This window comes from Escherichia sp. E4702, from assembly GCF_963883545.1.
Classification (GTDB): Bacteria; Pseudomonadota; Gammaproteobacteria; order Enterobacterales; family Enterobacteriaceae; genus Escherichia.
Genome location: NZ_CAWORF010000021.1, coordinates 265,063 through 282,801, shown reverse-complemented (window position 1 = coordinate 282,801; position 17,739 = coordinate 265,063). Strand labels below are relative to the sequence as shown.

The following is a 17,739-nucleotide window of genomic DNA, read 5'->3' as shown; positions in this document are numbered from 1 at the left end:
AATGAAAAAAAATGCCCAGTCCGTGGAAGCCTGGCTGGAGGCGATGATCGCCGTGGCGCGTTATTACCGCCTCGATTTTTCTCAGGAGAACGTGCGCGCGACCGTCAACTGGGAGCGCGACAGCAAGCGGGAAGAGTTGCTCACCGACATGGCGCGGCAGTTGGGGATGGGGCTGCGGCTGGTGGAGTTTTCTGCCGATTCGCTCAACCCCTGGCGGCTGCCGTTGATCGCGGTGTTTGATAATCAACAGGTCGGTGTGATCACCCGCCGCGACAATCATGACAATATCAGCGTTCAGTTCAGCGGTGACGAAGGGCTGGAAACCACGCTTAACGTCGCGGATGTTGAGGATAAAATCGTCGAACTGGCGCTACTGCGCCCGCTCAGCGCCATCCCTGACGCGCGGGTAGATGACTACATTCGTCCGTATCAGGCGAACTGGTTCTGGAGTCTGTCGCTGAAAGACTGGCGGCGCTATGGCGACATTATGCTGGCGTCACTGGTGGCGAACGTGCTGGCGCTGGCGGCGATGATTTTTTCGATGCAGGTTTACGACCGCGTCGTTCCGGCGCAATCGTACCCGACGCTGTGGGTGCTGTTCGCCGGGGTGATGATGGCGATTCTGTTTGAGTTTTGTATGCGCATGGTGCGCACGCACCTTTCCGATGTGATCGGCAAGCGGGCAGATCTGCGTATTTCGGATCGCGTTTTTGGTCACGCATTACGGCTGAAAAACAACGTGCGCTCGAAATCCACCGGATCGTTTATCTCGCAGATCCGCGAACTGGAATCGGTGCGGGAGCTTATTACTTCCACCACCATCGGCGCGGTGGCGGACTTGCCGTTCTTCCTGCTGTTTGTTTTTATTCTGTGGATGATTGGCGGCTGGCTGGTGCTGGTGGTTTTGCTGGCGCTGCCTTTATTAGTGATCCCCGGCCTGCTGGTGCAACGCCCGCTGGCGCGGCTGGCGAACGAAGGGATGCGCGAATCGGCGGTGCGCAACGCGACGCTTGTGGAAGCCGTGCAGTCGATTGAAGACATTAAACTGTTGCGCGCCGAGCAGCGTTTTCAGAATCAGTGGAATCACACCAACGATGTGGCCTCGTCCATCAGCATGAAGCAACGTTTTCTCACCGGACTGCTGCTCACCTGGACCCAGGAAGTGCAGTCCATCGTCTACGTGGTGGTGCTGTTGGTGGGCTGCTTTATGGTGATGAACGGCGACATGACCACCGGTGCGCTGGTCGGGACGACGATCCTGGCTTCGCGCACCATCGCGCCGCTGTCGCAGATATCCGGCGTGCTCTCGCGCTGGCAGCAGGCGAAAGTGGCGCGTAACGGCCTCGATGAACTGATGAAGCGCCCGGTGGATCAACCGGAACACGGCAAACTGGTGCATAAAGCGGTGCTGCACGGTAATTATCAGTTCAGCAACGCGGTGTTTTATTACGACGAAGAAGAGAAGATTGCCGATGTGGCGATTGGCAAACTTAACATTCAGGCGGGTGAGAAAATCGCCATTCTTGGGCGCAACGGCGCGGGTAAATCGACGCTACTGCAAATGCTCGCCGGAATGCGTATCGCCCAGCAGGGACAGGTGCTGCTGGATAACATCAGCATCGGGCAGCTTGATCCGGCAGATCTGCGCCGGGACATGGGGCTGCTCAGCCAGACCGGGCGACTGTTCTTCGGCTCGCTGCGGGAAAACCTCACCATGGGGATGCCGGAAGCCAGCGATGAAGATATCGAACGCGCGTTAACCCTCAGCGGGGCGCTGCCCTTTGTACAGAAGCAGAAAAACGGCCTCAACTACATGATTCAGGAAGGGGGATTTGGTCTTTCTGGCGGTCAGCGGCAAACGCTGCTGTTGGCGCGGCTACTTATCTCTCAACCCAATATTGTGCTGCTCGATGAACCCAGCGCCTCGCTGGACGAAATGGCGGAAGCGCATTTAATCGAACAACTGAAACAGTGGATTGGGCATCGCACGCTGGTCATCGCCACTCACCGCACGGCGATGCTGCAACTGGTCGACAGAATCATCGTGATGGATCAGGGGCGGATTGTGATGGATGGCACGAAAGAGGCCATTTTGCGTGAACAGGGCGAACCCACGGCGCGACGGGTGGTGTTGCAGGAGAAGAATAAGGGGTCTGCCGCATGAACGGACAACTGCAATATAACCGTGGCCTGACTGAACCCCGCCTGCCGCGCTCGGCGCTGGCGGTACGAGTGACTGTCGTCATGCTGCTCTGTTTTCTCGGCTGGGCGTGGTATTTCCAGCTTGATGAAGTCACTACCGGCAGCGGCACGGTAGAACCCTCCGGGCGCGAACAGGTGGTGCAGTCGCTGGAAGGCGGAATTCTGTATCATCTCGACGTCAAGGTGGGCGATATTGTCGAACAGGGCCAGCCGCTGGCGCAGCTTAACCGCACCAAAACGGAATCCGACGTCCAGGAAGCGATGTCGCGGCTGTACGCGGCGCTGGCAACCTCGGCGCGGCTGCGGGCGGAAGTGAGTAATAAACCGCTGGTCTTCCCTGACGAACTGAATAAATTCCCCGAACTTATCGAGTCGGAAACGGCGTTGTACAACACTCGCCGCGACGGGCTGAACAAAGCCACCACCGGGCTGACGCAGGGGATTAGCCTGGTCAACCGTGAACTGGCTATGACCCAGCCGCTGGTGAAACAAGGGGCTGCGAGCAGCGTCGAAGTGCTGCGCCTGCAACGCCAGGCCAATGAACTGGAAAACAAACTTAGCGACGTGCGCACGCAATACTACGTTCAGGCGCGGGAAGAGTTAGCGAAAGCCAATGCGGAAGTGGAAACTCAGCGTTCGGTGATCCGTGGACGGGAAGACTCCCTCACCAGGCTCAACTTTACTGCGCCAGTTCGTGGCATTGTTCAGGATATTGATGTCACCACGGTTGGCGGCGTCATTGCCCCCGGTGGTAAACTAATGACCATCGTGCCGCTGGATGAGCAACTGCTGATTGAGGCAAAAATCTCCCCGCGCGATGTGGCGTTTATCCATCCGGGGCAAAAATCGCTGGTGAAAATAACCGCTTACGATTACTCCATCTATGGCGGCCTGCCGGGGGAAGTGGCAGTGATATCACCGGATACCGTGCAGGATGAAGTGCGGCGCGATGTTTATTACTATCGGGTGTACATTCGCACTTTCAGCAACCATCTGGAAAATAAACATAAACAGCAGTTTCCGATATTCCCCGGTATGGTGGCGACGGTCGATATCCGCACCGGCAAAAAAAGCGTGCTGGATTATCTGTTGAAACCCTTTAACAAAGCACAGGAGGCGTTGCGCGAACGATGAACATTAGCGATGTAGCAAAAATTACCGGCCTGACCAGCAAAGCCATTCGCTTCTATGAAGAGAAGGGACTGGTGACACCGCCGATGCGCAGCGAAAACGGTTATCGTACCTACACGCAGCAGCATCTCAACGAACTGACCTTACTGCGCCAGGCACGCCAGGTGGGTTTTAACCTGGAAGAAAGCGGCGAACTGGTGAATCTGTTTAACGACCCGCAGCGTCATAGCGCCGATGTAAAACGTCGTACGCTGGAGAAGGTGGCGGAGATCGAGCGCCACATTGAAGAACTGCAATCCATGCGCAACCAGCTACTGGCGCTGGCGAATGCCTGCCCTGGCGATGACAGCGCCGACTGCCCGATTATCGAAAATCTCTCCGGCTGCTGTCATCATCGGGCGGGATGAAAATCAGTTAATCCCCGTTTGCACCGAAAGAATATGCTGCAAACTTTCTACCATAATGCGCCCCGACTGAAATAAGCCTTCCTGGATTTCGTTGTTAACATTCACAGCGTGAACCAGGGAGGCTAATAACACCACTTGCAAGAAGGCAAAAATAAACGCACCGATAATCATAATATGCGTCATGGCCATTTTCTTTTGCTCCTTCATTTTAAATAGCCCACAAACTGGCCTTCTTTCATTAAGGCGACTTTTCCTGTGTGATGATAAACAATGACGTTATACAGACCCGACTGATAAACCGTAGCATCGGTATTATCTTCATCTATGGCACATAGTGAATCATTGAGATAAGCAAAGTTTTTACTGCTCATTCTGAAAGTGACGCCAAATCCTTTATAAATGGATTTTTTAGCGGCCTGGGCATGTTGTGCGGCTTCTGCATTTTTAAATGCCTGTGCCTCGGATGCACTTAAAATAGCCGCCTGACGCTGTTGTTCTGCGAGATAACAGGTGTCATGACTGACGCCCTGCGCCTGGCAATCTGCGATGCGGGAAGTGGGAGAACTACAGCCAGCCAGTAATATCACCGCCAGCAGGGAAAACGATTTAATGGTGCTATTCATCATTGTTAACCTTAAATAATGTGCGGAAAATTGCGAATAAGAAATTGCTATTAAAATTAGAATGAATATCCCACGCCGACACCTGCGCCGAAATCAGATTGTGTATCCGCTGAGACTCCCGCTTTAATTACCGTATGAATTCCAGCATTAAAAGATGTTCCGACAGACACCGCAGATTCACCGTTGAAGGTTCCTGCTCCCGCTGACACCATCATTAAATCACCGGTTTTCACCTGTGGCTGTGAGGCAATGGCAATGGCTGACGCGATCCCCGCATTAGCATCTTTACGGTTATCTTCAACTTCGTTTTTCAGCGAACTGAAATTGTTATTGAGCGTCGTAATCTGCTGGCTGTTATCCGCTACTCGTTTTTGCGTGTTGCTTAACTGCTGATGTGTTTGGGTTGCGTCTTGTGTCAGGCTGTCAATTTGTTCATGCGTTTGCGTTGAGTCTTGCGCCAGACGCTGAATTTGCTCCCCGTACTGCACGCTATCGATATGTTGTTGAGTTGCCTGGTTAGTCGCAAGGGTATCAATTTTCTGTTTTTGTTCTGCTGCAATACGCGCATTCGCATCATTTTGTGCGGTCAGTCTGGCGTTAACCATCTGCTGATAATGTGCGCTGGTCTGGGCATCGCCAAGTGCAGAAACCGTTTTTTGCGTCGCGTCGATTTGCTTCTGCTGATCGGTAATTTGTTGCTGCTGGGTGTCTGCTTGTTCCTGCTGCGCGTTGGTAGCGGCTGTCTGCCTGGCGTCAATCATGCCCTGATATCGGGCAGCAGTCTGTACATCACCGGTGGCAGCAACGGTTTTCTGGGTTTCGTCGAGCTGTTGCTGCTGGTCAGCAATATCGCTGCGGTTCTGTTCGATATTATTTTTATTTTCCGTCACGGCAGCGGAGAGTTTGACGCCGTTCAGCAGTGCGGTGTTGGCGTTAGCGTTGGCATGGTCAGCCGTTGACTGGGCATGTGCGACATCGCCTTTTATGGTGCTGACGTCTGACTGTACGGCGGAGACATCATTGCGAGTGTTGGTGATGGCGGCTTTATTGGCATCAATATCCGTCTGCGCCACCATAATGGCATGATGCGCATCATCGGCTTTCAGCGATGCCCAGTTGGCAGTGTGCTGCGCGTTCTGAATGGCGGTATCCTGCCCGTTGTCGCGGTCGATCTGCGCTTGATTGGTTATCGGGTTCAGCGTACTGGTAGGCTGTACGGGAGAAGCAGTTGTATCTTCCTGAGGCGTTGTAGTTTTGTAATCATGCGCAATCAGGTAATTTTGTGCGGCTGCACTATTTCCTGTCCTTTCTAAAAATCGACCAATTTTCTGATCAATTTCCATTTGCGACATTCCTGGCTGGATTGCCGCTAATTCTGTCGCTGCTGCCTCAACAGTATCACCCGCAAACGCAGATGGACTTACCGCGGTAGCAACAACGACAGCCAGTAAAGACAGCTTTACAGTTTTCATGCATTTTTTCTCGTTCAAAGTAAGTCACAGGTTTGTTTCTATAAGCAACGTATAACGTTGTTATAAGAATTAATTTGCGTTGCAATTTAATCGAAATCTACGCCGCCATTTGTGTGATGTAAAGCGCGTTTTTGTCTTGTGCAAGCGTAAATATCGCCTATAAGAAACAAAAAATGTTTCTTATATAAATAAAATTGAAAATCATTTTGTGCTCTTTCAATGTAAAAAAGAGTAAAGACTTGTTTTGATAAGCGAAATAAATGTTGTTTCTGGGCTAAACGTGAAGCGGTTCCTGATGTGTGCTAGAATGCGTTTCTTTGATAAATCTCAATTTTTAAGAGGTTTACGCCAGGCAGGAAAATTAAATGAATGAATTTGAGAAGATTTTTAATGAAATGAATCTGGACAGGGCGCTGCTCCCCATCCTTTTTCGTTCGAATCGCTCTACGGTGTGGAAGTATTTAAGCGGCGATAGTACGGCTCCTGCCTCTGCCATGTCGCTGATCATGCTGTTGCAGTTGATCCAGAAGAGAAACCCCGATCTGTTAGCCGAATGGTTAACGCTTTCTGATTTCACCATTCCGCCAGAAGTTTACCTGGACCAGCCTGATTACTGGAAAGGGTGGGTGTATACCCAACACAAGGTCAATAAAAACGTCCTGGAATATCTAAAAAAACACTATCCGGATGAAGACCAAAAAAACATGAATAAAGGTAGTGACGAGTAATTTGCCAATGCCAGTTAATATGGCGGAGGCGGCCTACGATTCGGGCGCAGACTTCCAGGCATGATAAGACGCGCCCGCGTCGCATCAGGCATCGGTGCATAACCGCCGGATGCGGCGTAAACGCCTTATCCGGCCTACGGTTCGGGCACAGTTTTGTAGGCATGATAAGACGCGTCAGCGTCGCATCAGGCGATGATCGCACGGATGATCAGCGTTATCCCTTCAATCGCAATCACCTCAACATGCGTACCTGCACCGAGATCCTCGCTGGCGCTGACGGGCCATGAACTGTCGCCGACGCGCATATGACCGCGCCCGTTGACTAACGGTGATTCCAGCACAAAACGTCGGCCAATCAGCTGTTGACCGCGCTGGTTTAAATGACTGTCACTGTGCTTTTGTTCGCGCACGCCTCGTGCCAGCCATTTCCACCACAGCCAGGCGGCGAGCAGCGTCAGGACGGCAAACATCACCCCTTGCCACTCCCAACCCAGCGGCAGCAGCCAGACCACCAGGCCAGTAATCACCGCCGCGGCACCGCTCCACAGTAGATAACCATTGCCGCCCAGCATCTCGGCTGCCAGCAGCAGACCGCCGAGACTCAGCCAAAAAATATGCGGATGGATAGCTATCATCTCGATCATGATTTATTTCGCTCGTTCGCGCTGTCTTTCACCAGTTCAGCAATCCCGGCAATCGACCCCATCAGGCTACTAGCGTCTAATGGCATCATCACCACTTTGCTGTTACTGGAGGAACCAATCTGCTGTAACGCTTCGGTGTATTTCTGCGCCACGAAGTAATTCACCGCCTGAATGTCACCAGAAGCAATGGCTTCAGACACCATTTGGGTCGCGCGTGCTTCTGCTTCAGCCGAACGTTCACGCGCTTCAGCCTGTAAGAATGCCGACTGACGTTCACCTTCCGCTTTCAGGATTTGTGACTGTTTTTCACCTTCGGCTTTGAGGATTTCCGCCTGACGAATCCCTTCTGCTTCAAGGATGTAAGCGCGTTTGGTACGTTCCGCTTTCATCTGCGCGTTCATTGAAGAGATAAGTTCAGCCGGTGGGCGCACATCGCGAATTTCAATACGGGTGACTTTTATCCCCCACGGATTAGTGGCTTCATCGACAATATGCAGCAGACGCGAGTTAATGCTGTCGCGCTGAGAGAGCATTTCATCGAGTTCCATTGAACCCAGAACGGTACGGATATTAGTCATGGTCAGGTTGATGATCGCCAGTTCCAGATTGCTGACTTCATAAGCGGCACGCGGGGCATCAATCACCTGAATAAAGCAAACGGCGTCGATAGTGACGTTGGCGTTATCTTTCGAGATAACTTCCTGGGATGGGATGTCGAGCACTTGCTCCATCATATTGATCTTACGACCAATGCGGTCCATAAACGGCACCACCAGACTGAGCCCCGGCTGTAATGTTTTGGTATAACGACCAAATCGTTCTACCGTCCACTGATAGCCCTGCGGCACGATTTTGACGCCCGCGCCAACAATCACCAGCGCGACAAAAATGAGAATCGGGATAAAAATTAGCATCGGAAAAACCTCCTGTTGTACCGTCCATAAAGAGCAAAATTGCTGCTTGATTAAACAAATTATACCTGATTACTGAAAGAGAGTTCCCCCTTATTCTTGCGGAGGATAAACTGTTTTTAGTAAAAATCAGAAAAAGGGATGGGCAATGCAGGAAAATAGTCTTTTGCTCCAACTGCAAAATGTTGGATATCAGGCGGGCGATACGAAGATTCTCAATAACATCAATTTTTCGCTGCGTGCTGGCGAATTTAAGTTAATTACCGGCCCTTCCGGCTGCGGTAAAAGTACGCTACTAAAAATCGTTGCTTCATTAATCAGCCCGACCAGTGGAACGTTACTGTTTGAAGGTGAGGATGTCAGCACACTAAAGCCAGAAACCTATCGCCAACAAGTTTCTTACTGCGCCCAGACGCCGGCTCTGTTTGGCGACACGGTCTACGATAACCTGATCTTTCCCTGGCAGATCCGTAACCAGCAGCCTGACCCGGCCATTTTTCTCGATTTTCTCGAACGTTTCTCCTTGCCGGACACCATTTTGACGAAAAATATCGCCGAGCTATCCGGGGGTGAAAAACAACGCATCTCATTGATTCGTAACCTACAATTTATGCCGAAGGTTTTATTGCTCGACGAAATCACCAGTGCGCTGGATGAAAGCAACAAACGCAACGTCAATGAGATGATCCACCGCTATGTACGTGAGCAAAATATTGCGGTGTTGTGGGTGACGCACGATAAAGACGAAATTAATCATGCGGATAAGGTGATTACGCTGCAACCGCATGCCGGAGAAATGCAGGAAGCACGCTATGAACACGCATAATATTACCAACGAGTCACTGGCACTGGCATTAATGCTGGTGATTGTCGCAATCTTAATTAGCCATAAAGAAAAACTGGCGCTGGAGAAAGATATTCTCTGGAGTGTGGGGCGCGCGATAATTCAGCTGATTATTGTCGGCTATATGCTGAAGTATATTTTCAGCGTTGATGATGCCAGCCTGACATTATTGATGGTGTTATTTATCTGCTTTAATGCGGCGTGGAATGCGCAAAAGCGCAGTAAATATATTGCTAAAGCTTTTATCTCATCGTTTATTGCCATTACGGTCGGGGCGGGAATTACCCTGGCGGTGCTGATTCTCTCAGGGTCGATTGAATTTATCCCGATGCAGGTGATCCCTATCGCCGGGATGATTGCCGGTAACGCCATGGTAGCGGTGGGGTTGTGTTACAACAATTTAGGGCAACGGGTCATTAGCGAACAGCAACAGATTCAGGAGAAACTGAGTCTTGGCGCGACGCCGAAGCAGGCTTCAGCGATATTGATTCGCGACAGTATTCGCGCGGCTTTAATTCCGACGGTCGATTCAGCAAAAACGGTTGGCTTAGTGAGTTTACCAGGAATGATGTCCGGGCTGATATTTGCCGGGATTGATCCGGTGAAGGCGATTAAATATCAGATTATGGTGACCTTTATGCTGCTCTCAACCGCCAGCTTGTCGACCATTATTGCCTGTTATTTAACCTATCGTAAGTTTTACAATTCGCGCCACCAGTTGGTGGTGACGCAATTGAAGAAGAAATAATGCGATGCCTGATGCGACGCTGACGTCTTATCAGGTCTGCAAACCTGCACAGCATCGCATTTCAACGGAAAATTAATACAACAACGCATACAGCTGGCGGCGATACTTCGACGCCAGTGCATCACCCGTACCCAGCGCAGCGAGGATCTCCTGGAACGTTTTACGTGTCTGACCGTCTGCGGCGGTGAGATCTTTACGCAGATGTCCGAACAGTAACTCCAGCGCCTCTTCATTGCGCCCAACCTGATGCAGTTGCAGCGCCAGTTGCGTCGCCAGTGCGGCATCTTCTGGGTTCTCCGCCACCTGCTGTTGCAGCTGTTGAATTTCCGGCGTATCTGCCGCCTGCTTCAGCAGTTCGATTTGCGCCACCAGCCCCTGGTAGCGGGTGTCCTGATCCTGCAACGGAATGGTTTTCAGCACCGCTTCTGCATCTTCAGAACGGTTCAGCGCAATCAGCGTTTCTGCCAGCAGCAGGCCGATTTCCCCGTTCTGATTCGACAACTGCCAGGCGTCTTTCAGCAATGGCAGGGCGTCGGTGTAATTGCCTTCCTGCATCAGTTGCATCGCCTGCTGCGCTTTCAGCTCTTCTTCGCGCGGCAGCACTTTATCCAGCAGGGCGCGGATCGCTTCTTCCGGTTGCGGTCCCTGGAAGCCGTCTACCGGTTGCCCGTTCTGGAACAGATATACGGTCGGAATCGCGCGCAGACCAAACTGGGCGGCAATCATCTGCTCCGCATCGCAGTCCAGCTTCGCCAGAATAAATTGCCCGTTGTACTGCGCCGCGAGGCTTTCCAGGATCGGGGTTAACTGCAAACAGTGCTGGCTACGTTCAGACCAAAAATAGAACAGCACCGGTGTGGTCATCGACTGTTCAAGAACCTGTTGCAGGTTAGATTCGTTAATGTTGACAATATTTTCTACGGACATGGAGTCGCTCTCTGTTGTCGATATTTTCTATGACATGGGGGCTTAAGCGCGCGCTTCAACTCACCCCTGCAATATTTTGTCCATCACGCGCCCCGGCAGCAGGCGCTTAAGCACCATGACTGCCCAGGTCACCAGCGTCACCGGATAGCGCATCTTCGGTTTCTCGCTAATAAAAGCATGGCGCACTTTGTTGACCACCGCTTCTGGCCCCAACGTAAAGCGAGCGGCGATGCCGGGATTTTCGACCGGTTTATCGCTTTGCGTCTGGTTGACGTTGTCGGTGAAGCGGGTACGAATGGGACCGGGTTCGATCAGGCTAACTTTAATTCCGCTGTGGCGCAGCTCCATGCGCAGTGCGTCTGACCACGCCTCCAGCGCATATTTACTGGCTGCATAGGCACCGCGACCCGGTGTGGAAATTAATCCCATCACCGATGAGGTCATCACAATACGTCCTTCACCGTGCGGCAGCATGGCGGTTAACAGGCGCATGGTTAGCTGGTGTGCGCCGAAAAAGTTGGCGGAAAACTGCTGTTCCATCTGCGCACGGCTGATGGTGGAAAGGGGGCCATACATGCCGAATCCGGCATTGTTAAAGATCCCATACAGACAATTATCGGTCAGGGCGATCACTTCGTCGGCTGCGCGATCAACACTTTCTGGCGAATCCAGATCGATCAACACACCGGTGAATCCCATGCTGTTCATGCGCTCAACATCATCCGGTTTCCGGCAACCTGCCAGCACATGAAAACCCTGGCGTTTTAATTCGAGCGCGCTTTCCAGGCCAATTCCACTGGAACATCCGGTAATTAAGACCGATTTTTGCATAACTTTACCTGTCAGGATCTCCGTTGCTTTATGAGTCATGATTTACTAAAGGCTGCAACTGCTTCGCCATCCAGTCGGCAATAAACGGCTGGGCGTCGCGGTTGGGATGAATACCGTCATCCTGCATCCATTGTGGCTTGAGGTAGACCTCTTCCATAAAAAAGGGCAGCAGCGGAACATCAAACTCTTTGGCGAGTTTGGGGTAAATGGCGCTAAAGGCTTCATTATAACGGCGACCATAGTTTGCAGGCAGACGTATTTGCATTAACAATGGTTCAGCGTTGGCGGCTTTGACATCCTGCAAAATCTGGCGCAGCGTCTGTTCCGTTTGCTGCGGCTGAAAACCACGCAAACCGTCATTGCCGCCCAGTTCAACCAGCACCCAGCGCGGCTGATGCTGTTTCAGCAGAGCCGGAAGGCGCGCCAGCCCTTGTTGCGAGGTGTCGCCGCTGATGCTGGCATTAACTACCGACGTTTTACTCTGCCACTTATCATTCAACAAGGCAGGCCAGGCCGCGCTGGCAGACATTCGATACCCGGCGCTCAGGCTATCACCCAGAATCAATAACGTGTCCGCTGCGGCGGCACGGAAGGTTAACAGGACCAGGAACAGGAAGGGCAAATGCCAGCGGAAAACATTGTTGAAGTTCATCATCTTAAGAAGTCCGTCGGTCAGGGGGAGCATGAACTCTCCATCCTCACCGGAGTTGAGCTGGTTGTCAAACGTGGCGAGACCATCGCGCTGGTGGGCGAGTCGGGATCGGGTAAGTCAACCTTGCTGGCGATCCTCGCCGGGCTGGATGACGGTAGCAGTGGCGAAGTGAATCTGGTAGGACAACCGCTACATAATATGGACGAAGAAGCGCGGGCAAAATTGCGCGCGAAGCACGTAGGCTTTGTTTTTCAGTCATTTATGTTAATTCCTACCCTTAACGCGCTGGAAAACGTCGAGCTTCCGGCGCTGCTGCGCGGTGAGAGTAGCGCGGAAAGTCGTAACGGGGCGAAAGCGTTGCTCGAACAGTTAGGGCTGGGTAAACGTCTTGATCATCTTCCGGCACAGCTTTCCGGCGGTGAACAGCAACGGGTGGCGCTGGCGCGAGCCTTTAACGGTCGACCTGATGTGCTGTTTGCCGACGAACCCACTGGCAACCTTGACCGCCAGACGGGCGATAAAATTGCCGACCTGCTGTTTTCCCTCAACCGTGAACATGGCACCACGTTGATTATGGTGACCCACGACCTGCAACTGGCGGCACGCTGCGACCGCTGCTTACGGCTGGTGAACGGGCAGTTGCAGGAGGAAGCATGATTGCACGTTGGTTCTGGCGCGAATGGCGCTCGCCGTCGCTATTAATTGTCTGGCTGGCGCTAAGCCTGGCGGTGGCCTGCGTGCTGGCGCTGGGTAATATCAGCGATCGCATGGAGAAAGGTTTAAGCCAGCAAAGCCGTGAGTTTATGGCGGGCGATCGGGCGTTGCGCAGTTCGCGCGAAGTGCCGCAAGCATGGCTGGAGGAAGCGCAAAAGCGCGGCCTGAAAGTCGGCAAGCAGCTGACTTTCGCCACCATGACATTTGCAGGCGACACACCGCAGCTGGCGAACGTCAAAGCGGTGGATGATATCTACCCGATGTATGGCGATCTGCAAACCAATCCCCCAGGCCTGAAACCGCAGGCGGGCAGCGTATTGCTGGCCCCACGGCTGATGGCACTGCTTAACCTGAAAACGGGCGACACCATCGACGTGGGCGATGCCACACTGCGGATTGCCGGAGAAGTGATTCAGGAACCGGATTCCGGTTTTAACCCCTTCCAGATAGCCCCACGCCTGATGATGAATCTGGCGGATGTCGATAAAACCGGAGCCGTGCAGCCGGGGAGTCGGGTCACCTGGCGCTATAAATTTGGTGGCAGCGAGAATCAGCTCGACGGCTATGAGAAATGGCTGTTACCCCAGCTTAAACCCGAACAACGCTGGTACGGTCTGGAACAGGACGAAGGCGCGCTGGGGCGCTCGATGGAACGCTCGCAACAGTTCCTGCTGCTTTCGGCGCTTCTGACCTTGCTGCTGGCAGTGGCTGCGGTGGCGGTGGCGATGAATCATTACTGTCGCAGTCGCTACGATCTGGTGGCGATCCTCAAAACGCTGGGGGCAGGGCGAGCGCAACTGCGTAAGTTAATCGTCGGTCAGTGGTTGATGATTCTGGTGCTTTCAGCCGTTACCGGCGGGGCGATTGGCCTGTTGTTCGAAAGCGTATTGATGGTACTGCTCAAGCCCGTTCTGCCTGCCGCACTACCGCCTGCCAGCCTCTGGCCGTGGCTGTGGGCGCTGGGTACCATGACAGTCATCTCGCTGCTGGTGGGGCTACGACCGTACCGCCTGTTGCTGGCAACGCAGCCTTTACGTGTGTTACGTAAAGATGTGGTAGCGAACGTCTGGCCGCTGAAGTTTTATCTGCCGATTGTCAGTGTGGTGGTTGTGCTGCTGCTCGCCGGATTAATGGGCGGCAGTATGCTGCTCTGGGCGGTGTTGGCGGGCGCGGTAGTACTGGCTTTGCTGTGCGGTGTTCTGGGCTGGATGCTGCTGAATGTACTTCGCCGCATGACGCTGAAATCGCTACCTCTGCGCCTGGCGGTTAGCCGCCTGTTACGTCAGCCGTGGTCAACGTTAAGCCAGCTTTCGGCATTTTCGCTCTCCTTTATGCTGCTGGCACTGCTGCTGGTGTTGCGTGGCGATCTGCTCGACCGCTGGCAGCAGCAGCTACCGCCAGAAACCCCGAACTACTTTTTAATCAACATCGCCACAGAACAGGTTACGCCGCTAAAAACGTTCCTCGCGGAACATCAGATAGTCCCGGAATCGTTTTATCCGGTGGTGCGGGCGCGGCTGACGGCGATTAACGATAAGCCGACAGAAGGCAATGAAGATGAGGCGCTCAATCGCGAACTCAATCTTACCTGGCAAAATACGCGGCCCGATCATAATCCGATTGTCGCCGGTAACTGGCCGCCAAAAGCCGATGAAGTGTCGATGGAAGAGGGGCTGGCGAAACGCTTAAACGTTGCTCTCGGCGATACCGTGACTTTTATGGGCGATACCCAAGAGTTCCGCGCTAAAGTGACCAGCCTGCGCAAAGTGGACTGGGAAAGTCTGCGGCCTAATTTCTATTTTATTTTCCCGGAAGGGGCATTGGACGGGCAGCCGCAGAGCTGGCTTACCAGTTTCCGCTGGGAGAACGGCAACGGCATGTTGACGCAACTCAACCGCCAGTTCCCGACCATTAGCCTGTTAGACATTGGCGCGATTTTAAAACAGGTCGGCCAGGTGCTGGAGCAGGTAAGTCGGGCGCTGGAAGTGATGGTTGTGCTGGTCACCGCCTGCGGTATGTTGCTGTTGCTGGCGCAGGTGCAGGTGGGAATGCGTCAGCGTCATCAGGAGCTGGTGGTGTGGCGCACACTCGGCGCGGGGAAAAAACTGCTGCGCACGACATTGTGGTGTGAGTTCGCCATGCTTGGGTTTGTTTCCGGCCTGGTAGCCGCAATTGGTGCGGAAACGGCGCTGGCAGTGTTGCAGGCGAAAGTGTTCGACTTCCCGTGGGAACCTGACTGGCGATTGTGGATTGTGCTGCCGTGCAGCGGTGCACTGCTGCTGTCGCTTTGCGGCGGCTGGCTGGGTGCGCGACTGGTTAAGGGTAAGGCGCTGTTCAGGCAGTTTGCGGGGTGATGACAGGCGTTAGATTGCCTGATGCGCTACGCTTATCAGGCCTACGAAGAGCGTGCAATATATTGATTTTGCAAGATTGTGTAGGCCGGATAAGGCGTTTACGCCGCATCCGGCAGTCTTGCTACTAGCGTCGGGATTGTATCGCCAACATAGCTGTTTGAATATGTAGGCATCCTGACTTATAATTCACTTGCTAGATGAGGACTGTTTCATTTCTGCCCGGAACCACCAAGTCTTGGGCGGAAAAAATAAAAAAACCGACTGTCATGTCGGTTTTTTTATATCTGTATTCTGGTGCAACCATTCTGTTCTCACGACAATCGCCGTTTCAGAATATCGCCTATCACTGCGTCTTAACCCATTCCGCCACTTCCGCCCACTCACCGCGAAAGACAACTTTTTCCGTTTTTTTCTCAAGCTGATAGCGATACATCGGGTCGTAATATTCTTCAAGTAACGGCACCAGCCAGGCCAGATGACCGTCGGTGCTATTGGTTGCGAGTTGCGTTGTCAGCGCTGCATCCAGCCTTGCAGCCAGTTCGTTATAGCGCTGTAGCCCCAGCCGACGCTTAATAGCCGAAAGTCCGTGATGCAGGTATTCGCAATACTCCTGCCAGCCCTGTTCGTCGCCATAAGCATGGGTAAAATCATGATGCATACGCAAGAAATATTCTTCGTTCAGGCGCTCAAGACGGATCTCAAACGGATCTTCTACCACCGCAATCGCCGCCTGAGTCATTCGCTCGCGCAGGCATTCCGGCAGGTGATTCGAACCGATCATCCGGCTTTCATCTTCCAGCACCCACAGGCGCAGCTCCTGACGGGCGTCGGTTTTTAGCATTTCGGCAGCCAGCAGGTTTTCAAAACTCGCCTGACTAAGTTGCGGCTGCAATGTGCGACCAAAAGCAGAACCGCGATGGCGCGCCAGCCCTTCCAGATCAACACCGTTCGGCTGTTGTTGCACTAACAGCGTTTTGCCGCTGCCGGTACAACCGCCAATCAGCACTATCGGTTTTTGTGCCAGTTCAATGGTCGCCTGAATCGCGGTCTGGCGCAGAGCCTTATAACCGCCTTCCACCAGCGGATAATCAATCCCCGCTTCATGCAGCCAGCGTTGCACAATATGTGAACGTTGACCGCCACGGGCGCAGCAGAGAATACCTTGCGGATTTTGCAGACACGCTGCCCGCCAGGCGTCCATGCGCTGCTGACGAATTTCACCCGCCACCAGTTTATGCCCCAGCGCCAGCGCCGCGTCAGACCCTTGCTGTTTATAGCAGGTGCCAACGGCGGCGCGTTCATCATTATTCATTAACGGCAGATTGATAGCGGCGGGCATTGCGCCTTGCTCAAACTCGATGGGGGCGCGAACATCAATAATGGGCGTATCAGCAATCAGCAGGGCACGATAGTCCTGTTCCGTGTGTCTCTCTTGCATAGTAAAAAGTGAACCTCAAATCAGCTTGCGCGCTATTTTACGCGCCAACGCGCAAGGAAACTTGATTTTTAACTGTGTGAGTTGCCGAAAATTTCTAAAAATCCACTGATTTCCGACCTGCGCTGGGTAAACAAGGCCACAATATCTTCCACCGCTTTGCCGCTGCCAAATTTACGCCATGCCAGACTCAATGGCGAAGGCGGGCGCATCGTTGGAATGACCCGGCTGACCAGTTGTTGATTATCAATCATCGACTGGCAAAGTGATTTTGGCAAAAAACCAATGCCAACGCCCGCCAGATGGGCGGCGATTTTCGTTTCCATATCAGGAACAATAATCTCCTTTTGCCCCGGCAAACGCCAGGCGACGCGTTTGGTTAAGGTGCGGGCGCTGTCTTCAATATTGACCGCAGGAAAGCGCCGCAACTGCGCTTCTGTTAGCGGCTCTTCAACCTTCGCCAGTGGATGATCCGCCGCGATAACAAAGCGCCATTGCACCGAACCTAAGGGATCAAGGCTAAAAGTATTTGCCAGTGCTTCGGTTCCCGTGACGCCGATGGCCAGTGAAAAACCTTCGTAAAGTAGCGAATCCCAGACGCCCATATAGATTTGTCGGGAGATGTGAAACTGGGTAAACGGGTAACGTTCATTCAGCCACGCTAGCAGTTGGGCGACGGGCTGGGGATTGTAGAGCAGGTTGTTGATGACAATATTCACCTGGCGCTCCACGCCATCATTCACCTGTTGTAGCTCGCTCGGCATGCTTTCCAGCCAGCTCAGCCAGTCTCTGGCCTGACAAAGCAGATGTTCGCCAGCAGCTGTCAACGTTACGCTGCGGGTGGTGCGGAAAAACAGCGCCACTCCGGTATTCTCTTCCAGAAGCTTAATGCGATAACTGATGGTCGCCGTGGTTTTACATAATCGTTCTGCCGCTTTTGAAAAACTTCCCGTTTCGGCAACAGCAATGAAAGTCCGCAAAGTTTCTGGATCAAACATCTTCAGGTATCCCCTTTTAAATCCGCAGGTTGCGTGATTTTCCTGTCCTTTGATTTACCTGTATTTTCACATGATAACCCTGCGTGATTTGTGGGCTAAATCTAGTTTTGGAAAAATA

The 17,739-nt window shown here is 52.9% G+C and carries 18 protein-coding genes; 8 read left to right on the top strand and 10 right to left on the bottom strand.

All coding sequences use genetic code 11. The features are described from left to right. The first annotated feature begins 1 nt into the window (after nt 1). Genes AACU94_RS14820 through cueR form a run of 3 tightly spaced genes read left to right on the top strand, consistent with a single transcriptional unit; the run spans nt 2 to nt 3,740 of the window. Nucleotides 2-2,164 carry a type I secretion system permease/ATPase gene (locus AACU94_RS14820; RefSeq protein WP_135489671.1) on the top strand — a complete coding sequence of 721 codons (2,163 nt, stop codon included), beginning with the start codon at nt 2-4 and terminating at the stop codon, nt 2,162-2,164. Continuing rightward, nucleotides 2,161-3,336 carry an HlyD family type I secretion periplasmic adaptor subunit gene (locus AACU94_RS14815; protein WP_130258561.1) on the top strand — a complete coding sequence of 392 codons (1,176 nt, stop codon included), beginning with the start codon at nt 2,161-2,163 and terminating at the stop codon, nt 3,334-3,336. Before AACU94_RS14820 ends, AACU94_RS14815 begins: the two co-directional genes overlap by 4 nt. After that, nucleotides 3,333-3,740: a Cu(I)-responsive transcriptional regulator gene (cueR, locus tag AACU94_RS14810; protein WP_001026752.1), complete on the top strand. Its 408-nt coding sequence runs from the start codon at nt 3,333-3,335 to the stop codon at nt 3,738-3,740. The genes AACU94_RS14815 and cueR overlap by 4 nt, the downstream gene beginning before the upstream one ends. A 3-nt stretch (nt 3,741-3,743) precedes the next feature. On the opposite strand, the gene AACU94_RS14805 is transcribed toward cueR, so the two are convergent. The 3 genes from AACU94_RS14805 to AACU94_RS14795 are packed head-to-tail and all read right to left on the bottom strand — an operon-like array spanning nt 3,744 to nt 5,469. Next, nucleotides 3,744-3,947 carry a hypothetical protein gene (locus AACU94_RS14805; RefSeq protein WP_135489670.1) on the bottom strand — a complete coding sequence of 68 codons (204 nt, stop codon included), beginning with the start codon at nt 3,945-3,947 and terminating at the stop codon, nt 3,744-3,746. Then, complete coding sequence (locus AACU94_RS14800) at nt 3,944-4,366, bottom strand: hypothetical protein (protein ID WP_130215525.1); 423 nt, start codon at nt 4,364-4,366, stop codon at nt 3,944-3,946. The genes AACU94_RS14805 and AACU94_RS14800 overlap by 4 nt, the downstream gene beginning before the upstream one ends. Before the next feature lie 53 nt (nt 4,367-4,419). Beyond that, complete coding sequence (locus AACU94_RS14795; protein ID WP_240726486.1) at nt 4,420-5,469, bottom strand: YadA-like family protein; 1,050 nt, start codon at nt 5,467-5,469, stop codon at nt 4,420-4,422. A 731-nt stretch (nt 5,470-6,200) separates the two neighbouring features. On the opposite strand from AACU94_RS14795, the gene AACU94_RS14790 reads away from it, so the two are divergent. After that, nucleotides 6,201-6,563, top strand: coding sequence for a hypothetical protein (locus AACU94_RS14790; RefSeq protein WP_001001643.1), 363 nt, complete (start codon nt 6,201-6,203; stop codon nt 6,561-6,563). A 185-nt stretch (nt 6,564-6,748) separates the two neighbouring features. Here the strand turns inward: AACU94_RS14790 and AACU94_RS14785 are convergent, their stop codons facing one another. Together AACU94_RS14785 and AACU94_RS14780 are read right to left on the bottom strand one after the other, a co-directional pair. Then, nucleotides 6,749-7,207, bottom strand: a complete 459-nt coding sequence (locus tag AACU94_RS14785; protein ID WP_130223170.1) for an NfeD family protein — start codon at nt 7,205-7,207, stop codon at nt 6,749-6,751. Then, entirely contained in the window at nt 7,204-8,121 is a 918-nt protein-coding gene (locus tag AACU94_RS14780) for an SPFH domain-containing protein (RefSeq protein ID WP_000904498.1), read from the bottom strand. Before AACU94_RS14780 ends, AACU94_RS14785 begins: the two co-directional genes overlap by 4 nt. Nucleotides 8,122-8,266: 145 nt before the next feature. Between AACU94_RS14780 and fetA the strand changes: the two genes are divergently transcribed. Together fetA and fetB are read left to right on the top strand one after the other, a co-directional pair. Beyond that, entirely contained in the window at nt 8,267-8,944 is a 678-nt protein-coding gene (gene fetA, locus AACU94_RS14775) for an iron efflux ABC transporter ATP-binding subunit FetA (protein ID WP_130258563.1), read from the top strand. Next, the gene (fetB, locus tag AACU94_RS14770; RefSeq protein WP_135489668.1) at nt 8,931-9,710 is read left to right on the top strand and encodes an iron efflux ABC transporter permease subunit FetB; all 780 of its coding nucleotides are present in this window, start codon (nt 8,931-8,933) and stop codon (nt 9,708-9,710) included. Before fetA ends, fetB begins: the two co-directional genes overlap by 14 nt. Before the next feature lie 72 nt (nt 9,711-9,782). On the opposite strand, the gene cnoX is transcribed toward fetB, so the two are convergent. From cnoX to tesA, 3 genes are read right to left on the bottom strand one after another with little or no spacing between them, the layout of a single operon-like run. Then, nucleotides 9,783-10,637: a chaperedoxin gene (gene cnoX / locus AACU94_RS14765; protein WP_001295322.1), complete on the bottom strand. Its 855-nt coding sequence runs from the start codon at nt 10,635-10,637 to the stop codon at nt 9,783-9,785. Between the two features lie 60 nt (nt 10,638-10,697). Beyond that, nucleotides 10,698-11,507: an NADP(+)-dependent aldehyde reductase gene (gene ybbO / locus AACU94_RS14760; RefSeq protein ID WP_135489667.1), complete on the bottom strand. Its 810-nt coding sequence runs from the start codon at nt 11,505-11,507 to the stop codon at nt 10,698-10,700. Continuing rightward, nucleotides 11,497-12,120, bottom strand: a complete 624-nt coding sequence (tesA, locus tag AACU94_RS14755; protein ID WP_001295836.1) for a multifunctional acyl-CoA thioesterase I/protease I/lysophospholipase L1 — start codon at nt 12,118-12,120, stop codon at nt 11,497-11,499. The genes ybbO and tesA overlap by 11 nt, the downstream gene beginning before the upstream one ends. On the opposite strand from tesA, the gene ybbA reads away from it, so the two are divergent. Both ybbA and ybbP read left to right on the top strand, forming a co-directional pair. After that, on the top strand, nt 12,091-12,777 hold the full coding sequence (gene ybbA / locus AACU94_RS14750) for a putative ABC transporter ATP-binding protein YbbA (RefSeq protein ID WP_032237096.1): 687 nt from the start codon (nt 12,091-12,093) through the stop codon (nt 12,775-12,777). The two genes, tesA and ybbA, sit on opposite strands and share 30 nt — an antisense overlap. Further along, nucleotides 12,774-15,188 (top strand): putative ABC transporter permease subunit YbbP, encoded by a 2,415-nt coding sequence (gene ybbP / locus AACU94_RS14745; protein WP_135489666.1) that lies wholly within the window; start codon nt 12,774-12,776, stop codon nt 15,186-15,188. Before ybbA ends, ybbP begins: the two co-directional genes overlap by 4 nt. Before the next feature lie 343 nt (nt 15,189-15,531). On the opposite strand, the gene mnmH is transcribed toward ybbP, so the two are convergent. Next, nucleotides 15,532-16,626, bottom strand: coding sequence for a tRNA 2-selenouridine(34) synthase MnmH (mnmH, locus tag AACU94_RS14740; protein ID WP_135489665.1), 1,095 nt, complete (start codon nt 16,624-16,626; stop codon nt 15,532-15,534). Nucleotides 16,627-16,694: 68 nt separating this feature from the next. After that, nucleotides 16,695-17,621 (bottom strand): HTH-type transcriptional activator AllS, encoded by a 927-nt coding sequence (allS, locus tag AACU94_RS14735; protein WP_135489664.1) that lies wholly within the window; start codon nt 17,619-17,621, stop codon nt 16,695-16,697. Nucleotides 17,622-17,739 lie beyond the last annotated feature (118 nt).

Excerpts from the sequence above, each read along its gene's own strand:
- AACU94_RS14820 (WP_135489671.1), top strand. The coding sequence starts at position 2 with ATGAAAAAAAATGCCCAGTCCGTGGAAGCCTGGCTGGAGGCGATGATC.
- AACU94_RS14815 (WP_130258561.1), top strand. The coding sequence starts at position 2,161 with ATGAACGGACAACTGCAATATAACCGTGGCCTGACTGAACCCCGCCTG.
- cueR (WP_001026752.1), top strand. The coding sequence starts at position 3,333 with ATGAACATTAGCGATGTAGCAAAAATTACCGGCCTGACCAGCAAAGCC.
- AACU94_RS14805 (WP_135489670.1), bottom strand. The coding sequence starts at position 3,947 with ATGAAGGAGCAAAAGAAAATGGCCATGACGCATATTATGATTATCGGT.
- AACU94_RS14800 (WP_130215525.1), bottom strand. The coding sequence starts at position 4,366 with ATGATGAATAGCACCATTAAATCGTTTTCCCTGCTGGCGGTGATATTA.
- AACU94_RS14790 (WP_001001643.1), top strand. The coding sequence starts at position 6,201 with ATGAATGAATTTGAGAAGATTTTTAATGAAATGAATCTGGACAGGGCG.
- AACU94_RS14785 (WP_130223170.1), bottom strand. The coding sequence starts at position 7,207 with ATGATCGAGATGATAGCTATCCATCCGCATATTTTTTGGCTGAGTCTC.
- AACU94_RS14780 (WP_000904498.1), bottom strand. The coding sequence starts at position 8,121 with ATGCTAATTTTTATCCCGATTCTCATTTTTGTCGCGCTGGTGATTGTT.
- fetA (WP_130258563.1), top strand. The coding sequence starts at position 8,267 with ATGCAGGAAAATAGTCTTTTGCTCCAACTGCAAAATGTTGGATATCAG.
- fetB (WP_135489668.1), top strand. The coding sequence starts at position 8,931 with ATGAACACGCATAATATTACCAACGAGTCACTGGCACTGGCATTAATG.
- cnoX (WP_001295322.1), bottom strand. The coding sequence starts at position 10,637 with ATGTCCGTAGAAAATATTGTCAACATTAACGAATCTAACCTGCAACAG.
- ybbO (WP_135489667.1), bottom strand. The coding sequence starts at position 11,507 with ATGACTCATAAAGCAACGGAGATCCTGACAGGTAAAGTTATGCAAAAA.
- ybbA (WP_032237096.1), top strand. The coding sequence starts at position 12,091 with ATGCCAGCGGAAAACATTGTTGAAGTTCATCATCTTAAGAAGTCCGTC.
- tesA (WP_001295836.1), bottom strand. The coding sequence starts at position 12,120 with ATGAACTTCAACAATGTTTTCCGCTGGCATTTGCCCTTCCTGTTCCTG.
- ybbP (WP_135489666.1), top strand. The coding sequence starts at position 12,774 with ATGATTGCACGTTGGTTCTGGCGCGAATGGCGCTCGCCGTCGCTATTA.
- mnmH (WP_135489665.1), bottom strand. The coding sequence starts at position 16,626 with ATGCAAGAGAGACACACGGAACAGGACTATCGTGCCCTGCTGATTGCT.
- allS (WP_135489664.1), bottom strand. The coding sequence starts at position 17,621 with ATGTTTGATCCAGAAACTTTGCGGACTTTCATTGCTGTTGCCGAAACG.